This is a genomic window from Streptomyces roseoverticillatus, assembly GCF_000719265.1.
In the GTDB taxonomy this organism is placed as follows: domain Bacteria; phylum Actinomycetota; class Actinomycetes; order Streptomycetales; family Streptomycetaceae; genus Streptomyces; species Streptomyces roseoverticillatus.
Genome location: NZ_JOFL01000007.1, coordinates 1 through 13272 on the forward strand (window position 1 = coordinate 1; position 13272 = coordinate 13272).

General features: G+C 71.7%; 11 protein-coding genes and 2 pseudogenes. 9 read left to right on the forward strand and 4 right to left on the reverse strand.

All coding sequences use genetic code 11. From position 1 onward, the window contains the following. Positions 1-91 precede the first annotated feature (91 nt). The gene (locus IF61_RS0109965) at positions 92-1369 is read left to right on the forward strand and encodes an HRDC domain-containing protein (protein ID WP_030365927.1); all 1278 of its coding nucleotides are present in this window, start codon (positions 92-94) and stop codon (positions 1367-1369) included. A gap of 351 nt (positions 1370-1720) precedes the next feature. Beyond that, positions 1721-1948 (forward strand): annotated as a pseudogene (locus IF61_RS0109970) (cupin domain-containing protein); the annotation flags it as partial. Between the two features lie 22 nt (positions 1949-1970). Here IF61_RS0109970 and IF61_RS0109975 read toward each other — a convergent pair. Beyond that, the gene (locus tag IF61_RS0109975) at positions 1971-2813 is read right to left on the reverse strand and encodes an NAD(P)H-binding protein (RefSeq protein WP_030365929.1); all 843 of its coding nucleotides are present in this window, start codon (positions 2811-2813) and stop codon (positions 1971-1973) included. Positions 2814-3210: 397 nt separating this feature from the next. Here IF61_RS0109975 and IF61_RS0109980 point away from each other — a divergent pair, with 397 nt between their 5' ends. Beyond that, positions 3211-4431, forward strand: coding sequence for a thiolase family protein (locus tag IF61_RS0109980; protein ID WP_030365930.1), 1221 nt, complete (start codon positions 3211-3213; stop codon positions 4429-4431). Beyond that, positions 4428-6557, forward strand: coding sequence for a 3-hydroxyacyl-CoA dehydrogenase NAD-binding domain-containing protein (locus tag IF61_RS0109985; protein ID WP_030365931.1), 2130 nt, complete (start codon positions 4428-4430; stop codon positions 6555-6557). The genes IF61_RS0109980 and IF61_RS0109985 overlap by 4 nt, the downstream gene beginning before the upstream one ends. A 264-nt stretch (positions 6558-6821) precedes the next feature. Here IF61_RS0109985 and IF61_RS32200 read toward each other — a convergent pair. Further along, positions 6822-7233 (reverse strand): annotated as a pseudogene (locus IF61_RS32200) (DUF5753 domain-containing protein); the annotation flags it as partial. A 43-nt stretch (positions 7234-7276) separates the two neighbouring features. On the opposite strand from IF61_RS32200, the gene IF61_RS35805 reads away from it, so the two are divergent. The 4 genes from IF61_RS35805 (at position 7277) to IF61_RS0110010 (ending at position 8720) form a co-directional block, all read left to right on the forward strand. Next, the gene (locus IF61_RS35805; protein WP_157848583.1) at positions 7277-7498 is read left to right on the forward strand and encodes a hypothetical protein; all 222 of its coding nucleotides are present in this window, start codon (positions 7277-7279) and stop codon (positions 7496-7498) included. A gap of 27 nt (positions 7499-7525) precedes the next feature. Next, a complete protein-coding gene (locus IF61_RS0110000; protein WP_157848584.1) occupies positions 7526-7783 on the forward strand; it encodes a hypothetical protein in 258 nt (85 codons plus the stop codon). Beyond that, complete coding sequence (locus IF61_RS0110005) at positions 7780-8028, forward strand: hypothetical protein (RefSeq protein ID WP_030365933.1); 249 nt, start codon at positions 7780-7782, stop codon at positions 8026-8028. Before IF61_RS0110000 ends, IF61_RS0110005 begins: the two co-directional genes overlap by 4 nt. 86 nt (positions 8029-8114) lie before the next feature. Then, a complete protein-coding gene (locus IF61_RS0110010) occupies positions 8115-8720 on the forward strand; it encodes a mycothiol-dependent nitroreductase Rv2466c family protein (RefSeq protein ID WP_030365934.1) in 606 nt (201 codons plus the stop codon). A gap of 24 nt (positions 8721-8744) precedes the next feature. Here IF61_RS0110010 and IF61_RS0110015 read toward each other — a convergent pair whose 3' ends face one another. After that, positions 8745-9626, reverse strand: coding sequence for a GNAT family N-acetyltransferase (locus IF61_RS0110015; RefSeq protein ID WP_030365935.1), 882 nt, complete (start codon positions 9624-9626; stop codon positions 8745-8747). 175 nt (positions 9627-9801) lie between these two features. After that, the gene (locus IF61_RS0110020) at positions 9802-10815 is read right to left on the reverse strand and encodes a hypothetical protein (protein ID WP_052392577.1); all 1014 of its coding nucleotides are present in this window, start codon (positions 10813-10815) and stop codon (positions 9802-9804) included. Between the two features lie 230 nt (positions 10816-11045). On the opposite strand from IF61_RS0110020, the gene IF61_RS37430 reads away from it, so the two are divergent. Beyond that, on the forward strand, positions 11046-13271 hold the full coding sequence (locus tag IF61_RS37430) for a cache domain-containing protein (protein ID WP_030365937.1): 2226 nt from the start codon (positions 11046-11048) through the stop codon (positions 13269-13271). Position 13272 lies beyond the last annotated feature (1 nt).

The following is a 13272-nucleotide window of genomic DNA, read 5'->3' on the forward strand; positions in this document are numbered from 1 at the left end:
CGCCCCCTCTCCCCCGCCGGCCCCACACGCCGCGCCCGTCGACGGGACGTTCCGTCGGCGGGCGCTTGCCATACACAGATACCCTTGACCGGTGACCGACGCCCAAGAAACCGCAGCAGACACACCACTGCGAACCACCGGGGGCGGCCCCCCGGACGACGTCGTTTCGGCGCCGATCCCCCTACTGGAGCCACGCGAGGGCATCCCGCCGGTCGTCGCTGACAACGATGCCCTGGCGGAGGTCGTCGCCGCGTTCGCCGCCGGCACCGGCCCCGTCGCCGTCGACGCCGAGCGCGCCTCCGGATACCGCTACGGCCAGCGCGCCTACCTCGTACAGCTGCGCCGCGAGGGCGCCGGCAGCGCGCTCATCGACCCGGTCGGCTGCCCCGACCTGTCCGCGCTCGGCGAGGCCATCGCCGACGCCGAATGGGTGCTGCACGCCGCCACCCAGGACCTGCCGTGCCTGCGCGAGATAGGGATGACGCCGACGCGGCTGTTCGACACGGAGCTGGCCGGACGGCTCGCCGGGTTCGCGCGGGTGGGTCTCGGAGCCATGGTGGAGAACGTCCTGGGGTACGCCCTGGAGAAGGGCCACTCCGCCGTCGACTGGTCGACCCGCCCCCTGCCCGACCCCTGGCTGCGCTACGCAGCCCTCGACGTGGAGCTCCTCGTCGACCTGCGCGACGCCCTGGAGGCGGAGCTGGAGCGCCAGGGCAAGCTGGAGTGGGCTCGGCAGGAGTTCGACGCCATCGCCTCCGCGCCGCCCGCCCCGCCCCGCAAGGACCCCTGGCGCCGTACGTCCGGGATGCACAAGGTGCGCAGGCGCCGCCAGATGGCGGTGGTGCGCGAGCTGTGGACCGCTCGTGACCAGGTGGCGCAGCGGCGCGACGTCTCGCCCGGCAAGGTGCTCGGTGACGCCGCGATCGTCGAGGCCGCCCTGAACATGCCGCCGAACGCCCACGCGCTGGCGGCCCTGCCCGGCTTCGGGCACCGCATGAGCCGCAAGCAGCTGGAGCAGTGGCAGGCGGCGGTCGACCGCGCCCGCGCCATCCCGGACGCCGAGCTGCCGCAGCCCGGCCAGCCGCTGACCGGCCCGCCGCCGCCGCGCGCCTGGGCCGACAAGGACCCGGTGGCCGCGGCCCGGCTCACGGCGGCCCGTACGGCCGTGTCCGCGCTCGCCGAGCGCCTCACGATGCCGCAGGAGAACCTGATCACGCCGGACACGGTGCGGCGCCTGTGCTGGGAGCCGCCGGCGCGTCCCACGCCGGAGGCGGTGGCGGAGGTCCTCTCCGCGCACGGCGCCCGCCCGTGGCAGGTCGAACAGGTGACCCCGGTCCTGGTGGAGGCTCTGACGGAGGCCACGGCCTGACGACCGTTTCCCGGGGCTGCGCCCCGGCTCCTCTTCGGGATGCTGTTGACGCATTCGGGACTTGATCACTTCGTCCCGCCGGGTTCACCCGGCGGGACGAAGCGCTGCCGGGCGGGAGGTCCGGGTGTGGGCCGGGGCCTGTCCGCGGTCCAGGCACCGAGCCGGATGAGGTTGCTCGCGGCTGCGGTGAACCAGGGGTGGAGCCGGGTCTTACGGCGTTGTCGGCCATGGAAACCGGGGCGCGCTGTCCTGACCGTCCGGCTGGTGATCACTGTCCGGCAGAAGCCGCCGCGGCCTGAGATCCGGCAGATCCGGCGCATGACGTACGTTTCGGCGTGATCAACATTTCAGGACGTGGTCGTCGTACCGCCCGGCACGCAGCATGCTTTTGCCGCCGCGCCCGGTGAGATTGCGGACATGCTCGTCATCATCACGCCCGGGGTGGAGCGCTTCGAGTACTTCCGCCACCTTGAGCGCATCCGCTACGGCAAGGTGCCGCCGGAGAGCCTTCTCGAAGTCCAGGAACTGTACGACTCCTACTTCGGGACCAGCGCGGTCTGGGACGCCGCACGCGGATAGACACGGATCAACGCACTCAGGCTCAGACGATTCGCTGGAAGGCGCCGGCGTTCTCTGAAGCCCACTGCCGAAACGGGCGGGCCGGCGTTCCGGTGACCTGTGAAACCGTGTCGCGCACCATCAGCAGCTCGTCGTTCACGTCTCCGCCCATGACGTCGAGCACCGCGTCCGCGGCTTCGGCCCCGAAGACCGCGGCCATCTGCGCGTGGGCCTCCTGGCGGCTGACCTCGGCGAAGGGGACCTCCCGGCCCAGTGTTGCCGCGATGGCCTCGACCTGCTGCCGAGCGGTCACCGGCTCCGGACCGGTCAAGGCATACGTGCGCCCCTGGTGGCCGGGCTCGGTAAGTGCCACCCGTGCCACCGACGCGATGTCCGCAGGGTGGATGGTGGGCAGTGCAGTGTCCGCGTACGGCGCGTGGACGGTCTCGTGGTCACGGATGGAAGCCGCCCACATGAGGGTGTTCGAGGCGAACTGCGTCGGCCGCAGGATCGTCCAGGCCATGCCGCTTGCCTTGAGCAGTTGCTCCACCGCCAGGTTCTCGCCGGCAGGGCCGAGGCGGGGGTGGGTCTGGACGGTAATCGACGACACCAGCACGACGTGCTCCACACCCGCCTGCCGGGCAACTTCAAGGATGCCGGCGTCCGGCCCCAGGCGCGACACAAGGAACAGCGAGCGCACCCCGTCCAGCGCGGGCTTCAACGACGCCGGCTTCGCGAGGTCGCCCTCCACGGCCTCGACCCCTTCGGGGAAGACGGCCCGTGCGGCATCACGGGTGAGTCCTCTGAGCGGACCGACACCGCGTGCGTGCAGTTCTTCCAGCAGGGCACTGCCTATGTTTCCGGTGGCTCCGGTCACGAGGATCATGAGTTGTTTCCCGTCGTCAGATGATCAACCAGACGCCACGGTAGAACCTCAATCATGATTCAGGTCAAGGAATCCCTTGGGCATTCGCACTGCTGAGCACTTCAGCTGTACGCAGTTGGGCACGATTGTTCACGTGTGCGCCGGCACCGGGCCCCGGATTCGCCGGCAGCATCCCGACGAGGGGCCGGGGCGCAGGCCCTTTTCCCTCCCCGGCGCCCCCGCCGGGCCCGAACCCGCAGTAGCCCCCTCCGCACACGGAATGTGACCTTCGCCGCCCGCCGAGGGGGCTGGGCAACTTAGTTACCCGTAAGTAGCATGACGGTGTCAGCCCGCACCGCGGCGGAGCCGTCCCCCCGGCATGCCCGCGCGCAGCGATCCCGCACAGGAGGAGAGCCAAGTGCCTCGTACCGCTAGGGACGTCGTATTCGTCGACGGCGTCCGCACCCCGTTCGGCAAGGCGGGCCCGAAGGGCATCTACCACGAGACCCGCGCCGACGACCTCGTCATCAAGTGCATCCGTGAGCTGCTGCGCCGGAACCCGAACCTGGACCCCGCCAAGATCGACGAGGTCGCCATCGCCGCGACCACGCAGATCGGCGACCAGGGCCTGACCCTGGGCCGTACGGCCGGCATGCTCGCGGGCCTGCCGCAGACCGTGCCCGGCATGTCCATCGACCGCATGTGCGCCGGTGCCATGACCGCCGTGACGACCGTCGCCGGCGGCGTGGCCTTCGGTGCCTACGACGTCGCCCTCGCGGGCGGTGTCGAGCACATGGGCCGCCACCCGATGGGCGAGGGCGTCGACCCGAACCCGCGCTTCCTCTCGGAGAAGCTGGTCGACGAGTCCGCCCTCGTCATGGGCATGACGGCGGAGAACCTGCACGACCGCTACCCGCACCTCACCAAGGAGCGCGCGGACGCCTACGCGGTCCGCAGCCAGGAGAAGGCCGCCAAGGCCTACGCCGACGGCAAGATCCAGGCCGACCTCGTGCCGATCTCCGTGCGCCGCACCACGCCCGAGGGCGGGGAGCTGGGCTGGGGCCTGGTCACGGCCGACGAGCCGATGCGCCCGGGCACCACCATGGAGGGCCTGGCGAACCTCAAGACGCCGTTCCGCCCGCACGGCCGGGTCACCCCGGGCAACGCCTCGGGCCTCAACGACGGCGCCACCGCCTCGCTGATCGCCGCCGAGGACGTCGCGCGCGAGCTGGGCCTGCCGGTCCGCATGCGCCTCGTCTCGTACTCCTTCGTGGGCGTCGAGCCCGAGGTCATGGGCTACGGCCCGATCCCGGCGACCGAGAAGGCCCTCGCCAAGGCGGGCCTGACGATCGACGACATCGGCCTGTTCGAGCTCAACGAGGCCTACGCGGTGCAGGTGCTCGCGCTCCTGGACCACTACGGCATCGCCGACGACGACCCGCGCGTCAACCAGTACGGCGGCGCCATCGCGTTCGGCCACCCGCTGGCCTCGTCCGGCGTCCGTCTGATGACCCAGCTGGCCCGCCAGTTCGAGGAGCAGCCGCACGTCCGCTACGGCCTCACCTCGATGTGCGTCGGCCTCGGCATGGGCGGCACGGTCATCTGGGAGAACCCGCACTTCGACGGAGGCAACAAGTGAGCACCACCGCTGAACTTCTCAAGGGTGCGGCGGAGCTGTTCCCCGGCGAGGTCGTGACCCAGGCGCACGTGCGCCACTTCGACCTCCCCTTCGGCGCCGGGCGCTTCGCGCTCATCACGCTGGACAACGGCCTGGACCACACCAAGCCGACCACCTTCGGGCCGCAGTCGCTCGCGAACCTCAGCGCCGCGATCGACCAGGTCGAGAAGGAGGCCGCCGAGGGCTCCATCACCGGCATCGGCCTCACCGGCAAGCCGTTCATCTTCGCCGTCGGCGCCGACCTCAAGGGCGTCGAGCTGCTGAAGAAGCACGAGGACGCGCTCGCCATCGGCAAGGGCGGCCACGACGTCTTCAAGCGTCTCGCCTCCCTCGCCGTCCCGACCTTCGCGTACTACAACGGCGCGGCCATGGGCGGCGGCGTCGAGGCCGGTCTGCACTGCACCTACCGGACCGTCTCGCGGGCCATCCCGGCCTTCTCCCTGCCCGAGGTCTTCCTCGGCCTGGTCCCCGGCTGGGGCGGCTGCACCCTGCTGCCGAACCTCATCGGCGCCGACCGCGCGGTCTCGGTCATCATCGAGAACTCGCTCAACCAGAACCGCCAGCTCAAGGGCGCGCAGGTCTTCGAGCTCGGCATCGCCGACGCCCTCTTCGACGGCGCCGACTTCCTGGAGCAGTCCCTCATCTGGACGGCCTCCGTCCTCAAGGGCGACATCCAGGTCGACCGCGCCGAGATCGACCGCGGCGAGGCCTGGGACCAGGCCGTCGAGCGCGGCCGCTTCATCGCCGACTCCAAGGTCCACGGCGCCGCCCCGGCCGCCTACCGCGCCCTGGACATCATCGCCGCGGCGAAGAACGGCGACCTGCGCCAGGGCTTCGACGCCGAGGACCAGGCCCTCGCGGACCTGATCATGGGCGACGAGCTGCGCAGCGGCATCTACTCCTTCAACCTGGTGCAGAAGCGCGCCAAGCGCCCGGCCGGTGCCCCCGACCGCTCGCTGGCCCGCCCCGTCACCAAGGTGGGCGTCGTCGGCGCCGGCCTGATGGCCTCCCAGCTCGCGCTGCTCTTCGCGCGCCGCCTGGAGGTCCAGGTCGTCCTCACCGACATCGACCAGGAGCGCATCGACAAGGGCGTCGGCTACGTCCACGGCGAGATCGACAAGCTCCTCGCCAAGGGCCGCATCGGCAACGACAAGGCCAACCGCCTCAAGGCCGCCGTCACCGGCTCCCTCGACAAGGCCGCCGCCTTCGGCGACGCGGACTTCGTCATCGAGGCCGTCTTCGAGGAGATGGGCGTCAAGCAGCAGGTGTTCGCCGAGGTCGAGGCGGTCGTGCCCGCGCACACCATCCTCGCCACGAACACCTCCTCGCTGTCCGTCAGCGAGATGGCGTCCAAGCTCAAGCACCCCGAGCGGGTCGTCGGCTTCCACTTCTTCAACCCGGTCGCCATCCTCCCGCTGCTGGAGATCGTCCGCGGCGAGAAGACGGACGACGCCTCCCTGGCCACGGCCTTCGCCGTCGCCAAGAAGCTGAAAAAGAGCGCGGTCCTGGTGAAGGACGCCCCGGCGTTCGTCGTCAACCGCATCCTCACCCGCTTCATGGGCGAGATCCAGAACGTCATCGACGAGGGCACGCCGGTCGCGGTGGCGGAGAAGGCCGTCGAGCCGCTCGGCCTGCCGATGTCCCCGCTGGTGCTCCTGGAGCTCGTCGGCCCCGCGATCGGCCTCCACGTCTCCGAGACGCTGGCCGGCGCGTTCCCCGACCGCTTCAAGGTCTCCCCGAACCTCGCCGCGGTCGTCAAGGCCGGGAAGCGCGGCTTCTACGTCTACGACTCCGGCAAGCCGGAGCTGGACCCGGAGGTCGCTGCCCTCCTCGTGCAGGGCGACTCCGTCCTGACGGAGGAGCAGGTGCGCGCCCGCGTCCTGGAGGCGGTCGCGCAGGAGATCGGCCTCATGCTGGACGAGGGCGTCGTCGCCGAGGCGCAGGACATCGACCTGTGCCTGATCACCGGCGCGGGCTGGCCCTTCCACCTGGGCGGCATCACGCCGTACCTGGACCGGGTCGGCATCGCCGAGAAGGCCAACGGCAAGCGGTTCCTGCCGGTGGGCGTGGCGAGCGTCCCCGCGTAGTCGCTGACGCTGTGCCGAGACGAGGGCCGTACGGGGTTTCCCCGTACGGCCCTCGTTGTCGGTGCGGCGCCGTGGGCACGTGCGGCCCGGCCTCAGCGCCGCCCCACGCGGTCGACGACAGCATTACCGCTGGTGCGGGGGTCGGCCCATGGGAGTCGGATAGGTCAGGGGGGCGTAGTCCTCGGGCAGCGTCTCCATCACCGACTGGATGAACGCCACCGATTCCGACGGTGACAGGGCGCAGGACCTGAGCAGATCGTAGGAACGCCGACGGGCGACGACCCTTTCGAGGTCCTCCATCAGCGTCCCGTTGTCAGAGCTCTCTTCCCAGGCCACTTGAGTGTCGTCTGCCAGGGTGAACAGCGCCAGAGCCGCCCACCAGGGGGTGCCCTCCGTAGGCGAACGGCAACACCTGCACCACGCCCGCGGACGTCAGCATCAGCTCGATCAGCCGGGCGAGCTGCGCCCGCATGACAGCAGGCCCTCCGAAGCCGCGGTGCAGAACAGCCTCATCGAGAATCGCCGAGTATTCCGGCGGATTGTCGCGCCGGAACACGGCTTGTCGACTCATCCGGCGATTCACAGCTTCCTCGATGGCGTCCTCTGTGTGGCGCGGGTAATGCATCTTGTAGAGAGCGCGGGTGAAGTCCGCCGTCTGCAGGAGGCCCGGAACCACCTGACAGGTGTACTCGGCGATGACGCACGCCTGTCGTTGCCCGTTGCGGGCGAGCAAGACCCAACGGAGGCCGGACAAGACGAACGCACGCGCGAACGCCCACCCGTACAACGATGACGAGGGCAGCCGTACGGCGAAGACCGCCTCATGTCTGACGTGCGCCATCCTCGTCATGAAGCGCGCCAACGCCTACCGGCAGGGCCTCGCCGCGGTCGAGGAGATCGAGGACCGGCGCAGGGAGCATCTTCAGAAAGAGCACCAGTGACGCGTAGCAGATGGCTAGCATTCTGCTATGGCTACAACCCAGTTGAACGCGCGAGTGCCTGAAGAGCTCGCCGAGCAAGTACGGGCCGCCGCCGCGCGCGCGGGCATGTCCATCGGCGACTACGTGAGCGACGTACTCGCCGCCGACCAGGCCGCGGCATCCGGCAGCCCGGCCTTGAGGGAAGCTCGCGCGCAGATGCACGCCCTCGCGGCCTACAAGAAGTGGAAAGCCAGCGGTGGATCCGAAGAGGGCGCGATGGACATGAGCGAGGTCTTCGGCACGTGACTGCCATCTCCGCGCGGTTCGCCGCAAGCGTCGGCGAAACCATCAAGGGCCTGCCGGTCGCCGCGAGGGAAGAGCTGCACAAAGCGATGCTGCGGGCGTGCTCCGACCCTTGGTCCTGGCCTCAGGCCGACAAGTACGAGATGGACGACACCGTACGCATCGCCACGACGAGCGCCGCCATCGTCCACTACGCGATCCTCATGGGCCCTAACCCTCACCTGTGGGTCTTCGCCATCACCGTCTGACCAAGGGCACCCACAGGAATTGGCCCATGATCCATGGAGCGAAGTGGACCTGACCACCGGTCCGCCTCCCCCGTAGCCTCATGGTCATGACACGCAAAGTCGACTTCTACTTCGACCCCGTCTGCCCCTTCGCCTGGATCACCTCCCGCTGGATCCTGGAGGTCGAGCGCCACCGCGACCTCGACCTCCGGTTCCGGGTCATGAGCCTGTCCGTCCTCAACGAGGGCCGGGCCGGCCTGCCCGAGCGCTATCGCAGACTGCTCGACGTCGGCTGGGGCCCGGTGCGCGTGTGCACCGCCGCGGCGCAGGAGCACGGGGAGGACGTGCTGCGCGACCTGTACACGGCCCTGGGTACCCGCATCCACAACGACGACGGCGAGGTCTCCGACGAGCTGATCAGGAAGGCGCTGGCCGACGCCGGCCTCCCGGAGTCGCTGGCGGACGCGGCCCACTCGACCGACTACGACGAGGCGCTGCGCAAGAGCCACCACGAGGGCATGGACCCCGTCGGTGAAGAGGTCGGGACGCCGACCATCCACATCGACGGGGTCGCCTTCTTCGGGCCCGTCCTGACCGCGATCCCGCGGGGCGAGGAAGCCGCCCGGATCTTCGACGGCGTGCGGCTGCTGGCCGGTTACCCGGACTTCTTCGAGCTCAAGCGCACCCGTACAGGCAGCCTGGACTTCAGCTGACCCGGGACCCGAGGGTTCAAGGCCCTACAGGTCGAGCCGGTACTGCCGCACCTCGTGCGTGGGGACGTAGCCGAGGCCGTCGTTGATGCGCCGCATGGGCGCGTTGACGTCGGCGGTGTCGGTCAGCAGGCCTGCCAGGTCCGGGTGCCGCACGCGGGCCCGGCGGATGGACTCGGCCTTCATCCACCGGCCGAGGCCGTGCCCGCGGTGCTCGGGCAGGACCGCGGTGCCGTAGTGCCGGGCGTCGCCTTTGCCGTTGCCGGGGACGACCAGCTCCGTGAATCCGGCGACGGAGCCGTCGGACGCGTCGACGGCGACGACCGTGTGCAGAAGGTCGCCGCGCTCTTCGACCACCCGCGCCACGGCCCGGACCCGGTCCACGTCCCAGGTGAGCGTTCCCTGATCGGTGTCGCCCATCGGCATGTCGTCCATAGCCCGGCGTGACGCGGCGTACGTCCGGGCGAGGTCGTCGGGGACGGTTCCCTGCCAGGACGCGAGCCGGTAGCCGGGGTGCGGCTGCCCGGTGATCGTCGCGAGGGCGGCGAGGTCCACGCCCGCAAGGGCCAGGCGCGTGTACTGCAGCGTGAGGATCTTGCGGAAGCCCCGGGCCGGCAGGAACCGGTCGCCCGGCGTTCCCGCCTCGGCCTCCGCGACGACGCAGCGCCGGGCATCGGCCCGGGCAGCCGCCGCAGCGGCGTCCAGGAGCCGGGAACCGACGCCGCCCCGCCGCTCCGCCGGGTGGACGTGGAGGGTCAGTTCGGCCAGGTGGTCCCGCCCGGCGTCGGTGAACAGCCGCAGGAAGGCCGTACCGGCGGGAGCGCCGTCGGCATCGCTCGCCAGCCATGCGAGACGCCGGCTGTACGGGCTGTCCTGGGGGTCGGTCAGTGCGGTGAGGTGGAACGACAAGGTGTCTCCGTCGTGAGGAAGCAGCGAACGTCAGTACGCGAGATCACCTGCTGGGCACTCGTGCGCATGTGCTCCACACCTCCTGTTGACGGCGTGACGGCGTGACGGCGTAATCACGTAACAACGTGACGACGTCCGGGGAACGTAACTGCTCCTGCCGTCCACCCGCAAAGGGTTAACGCCCCGCGCCCCACGTCCTCGCGATCTCCACCAGCGCCCGCACCGCCTTCGCGACCAGCCCGTCGTCGTCCCGTACGCGCCGGTTGTGCTCGACGTGTACGAAGGGCACGCCGGCCTCCCCCGCATACTCGCCCTCCACGTTCGTACGGCCTTCGAGGCGGCCGCAGTAGCGCTCCCAGACCTCGCAGACGCGCATGCCCTGCGCGCGGTAGGCGGCGGCGAGGCGGCGGGCGGAGGGGAGGCCCGCTTCGCCGCTGCCGGGGGAGACGACGACGTCGTGGTCGGGCAGGCTGCTGTCGGCGAAGCCGTGGACCTGGACGGCGGGGAGGCGGCGGTCGGCGAGGGTGTCGGAGACGGCGGCGAAGACGGAGTCGCGGCGGTGGGCGACGTCCGCGGCGTCGGGGCCGGCGCCGGAGTCCGCCGCGCGGTGGGCGCCGGCGAGGACGAGGACGCCGCCGGGCGCGCCGCGCAGGAGGCCGATGCCGAGCTGCTCGGTGCGCTGGTCGGCGGAGGGGTGCGGGACCTGGACCTGCCAGCGGGCCGGGCCGCGCAGGTCGGCGTAGACGCGTCCCCAGCCGCGGCGGACCTCGCCCTCGCGCGTGGCGTCGGCGATCTCCGCGTACCGGGCGCCGCCGCCGCTGTCGACAAGGGTGCGGACGGCGTACCCCACGCCCGCGAGGCGGCGGGCGGCCGTGGCGCGGTCGCCGTCGAGGAGGGCGCGGACGCCGTCGGCGACGGCCCGGCGCTCGCGGTCGGTGGGGATGCGGTAGCTGCCGTCGGCGGTGATGCCGGCGGTGTAGTCGGTGATGTGGCGGCCGAGGTCGACGGTGCCGGCGGGGTCCGCCGGGGCGGCCTTGCGCGACGCCGGGGCTTCCTTGTGCGCGTCCGCCGTCGAAGGGCCGCCGCAGCCGGTGGCCCCGGTGAGGGCCAGTGCGCCGAGCAGCACGCAGGACAGCACGGCGCGTGCGGTGCGGGCGGCAGTGCTGCGGGCGGCCGGCTGGGTCGTCATGCGGGCAAAAGTACCGCGGAAGCGGCCGGCCCCCGCGCCTGTACTCCAACTACGTCCGCAGCGCACGCATATGACACACGCGCCGCCAAAATTTTGTCGATACTTTAACTTCCACTTAGAATTCAGCGGTTCTCGATAGTTCATCCTGATGTGCGGCAAGCGGAACAAGGCATTCCGCCGACCCGGTCAAGTCAGCAATGCCGAGCCGCGGCCGAAAGGAATACCCAGGAATGCCGCTGTCCGCCCCGCGCGGCGCGCGCCGGCGCAAGCTGCGCCGACGCGCCGACATGCCTCTCCTCGGCGGGGCCCGCCCGCCGATCGCCGCGCTCCTCGCACTCCTGCTGCTGGTCGCGGGGGCGACCGCCCTCGTGCTGGGCGACCACGACCGGACCGCCGTCGACAAGGCCGTCCTCTCCTCGCAGCAGCGGGTCGCGGAGGACGGCGCCCTCGCTCTGCGCGCCTCCCTCGACGAGAGCGTCACCGACCTCCAGCGCGCCGCCGCGCTCTTCGCCGGCCCCGAGGCCGTGCCCGCCGACACCGTCCTCGACAAGCTCGGCAAGGTCTACAACAAGTGGCGCGGCCTCGCCGTCATCGACCCCGCCGGCGGCAGCCTCCTCGCCGCCCGCGGCGAAACGATCCCGCTGGCCGACGCCCTCACCGGCAAGAAGACCGATGCGGACAAGGACGGCGCCCCCGCCCCCCGCCTCGTCAAGCTGTCCTCCGGCGACACCCGCATGCTCGTCACCGCCGCCCTGCGCGGCGGCGACAAGCCGCGCCTCCTCGTCGCCTCCGGCACCCTCAACGTGCCGGGCATCTCCACCGGCGAGAACCGCTCCCTGCTCGTCGTGGACTCCGCCGGCACGGTGCTCGCGAAGGACGGCCCGTCGATCGCCCGCACCGCGTGGGCCAAGCGCGCCGCGAAGACGGCGGCCGCGGCCTTCGCCAAGATCCCCGAGCCCGGCGGCCACCCCGGCGCGAGCGGCAATCTCATGGGCGGCACGGACAAGCACCGCACGGCCGTGGGCTACGCCGCCGCCGGCCGCGCGCCCGGCGAGACCAGCCCCGCGGGCGGCCTCGGCCTGTCCGTGGTCACCTCCGTCAAGGTCACCGAGGACGCCAAGGCGGTGCGCACCCAGGCCTTCGGCCTCGTCGCCGCCGCCGTGCTGCTGCTCCTCGCCGTGCTCGTGACCTGGGTCCTGATCCGTACGGTCCAGCGCCCGCTGATCGGGCTGTACCTGGAGAGCCGCCGGCTCGGCCGCGGCGAGCTCGACCGGCCCGTCCGCGCGTTCCGCGGCCGCGAGCCGGCCCGCACCGGCGCGGCCCTGGAGAGCCTGCGCGGCCAGCTCCTCGGCGGGCGGCCCACCCGCGCCGGCCGGGCCCGCGGCGGCATCGGCACCCGCACCACCGTGATCGTCTGCGGCGTCGTCCTGCTCGCCTGGGCCGCACCGCTCCTGCTGCTGCTCAACCGCGCCGGCAGCGGCGTCACCGTGCCCAAGCAGCTGGTCGAGGACCAGCGGCGGCGTACGGACACGGCCGCCGACCGCGTCCGGAAGGCCCTCAACGAGGGCTGGGCCGACGTCGCCTCCGTCGCGCAGATCGTCGGCGCGGGCAGTGAAAAGGGGGACAAGGAGGACGCCGACGCGGGCAGCGCCACCAAGGCCGTCCTGCAGACCACCCTGCGCGAGCACCCCCGCTACCGCTCCGTCTACGTCCTCGACGCCGACGGCAAGGTCCTCACCCGCGCCGGGGCCTCCCCGCGCCACCCGGCCGACCGCAAGCCCTACGCGGACTCCGTCGCCCAGCTCAACACCTCCGGCAAGGAGCCGGCCGTCGCCGCGTACGCGGCCGTGCCCGGCGGCAAGGGCCGCACCGTCGTCGGCGAGTACGACCCGCAGTTCCTGATCTCCATGGTCACCCGGCCCGGCCTCGGCCAGGTCTGGCTCGTGGACGACAAGCACCGCATCATCGCCGCCGACCGCCAGCACGGCTTCCGCGCCTTCTCCAAGCTGCCCGGCAGCCACCTCGGCGACCTCGTCACCAAGGCGCGCAAGGACACCAACGGCACCGCCCTGCTGCACCGCTCCGGCGGCGGCTCCTCCCTCGCGGCCGCGGCGTCCTTCACCGGCGGCGGCGCCGTCCGCGACCTGAACTGGCAGGTCGTGAGCGAGCAGCCGGCCTCCTGGCTGGAGCTGCCCGAGTACACCGCGCAGCGGCACACCATGCTCGCCGGCCTGCTCGGCGTGACCGCCGCCGTGGCCTGCCTGGGCTGGCTGCACATCATCGTCGTCCGCCCGCTGCGCACGCTCGCGGACCAGGCCGAGGCGCTGGCCGGCGGCGACCGCAAGACGGTGCTCTTCCCGCAGCACCACGACGAGGCGGGCGCGGTCGTCCGCAACCTCGAACTGATCCGGCAGCAGCTGCGTACCGCCGAGCGACCGCCGGCCGGAAGGAACTGAC

Bases quoted from the DNA above. Each gene is read 5' to 3' on its own strand.
- IF61_RS0109975 (WP_030365929.1), bottom strand. From the start codon at position 2,813: ATGATCCTCGTGACCGGAGCCACCGGAAACATAGGCAGTGCCCTGCTG.
- IF61_RS0110000 (WP_157848584.1), top strand. From the start codon at position 7,526: ATGGCTACAACCCAGTTGAACGCGCGAGTGCCTGAAGAGCTCGCCGAG.
- IF61_RS0110010 (WP_030365934.1), top strand. From the start codon at position 8,115: ATGACACGCAAAGTCGACTTCTACTTCGACCCCGTCTGCCCCTTCGCC.
- IF61_RS0110020 (WP_052392577.1), bottom strand. From the start codon at position 10,815: ATGACGACCCAGCCGGCCGCCCGCAGCACTGCCGCCCGCACCGCACGC.
- IF61_RS37430 (WP_030365937.1), top strand. From the start codon at position 11,046: ATGCCGCTGTCCGCCCCGCGCGGCGCGCGCCGGCGCAAGCTGCGCCGA.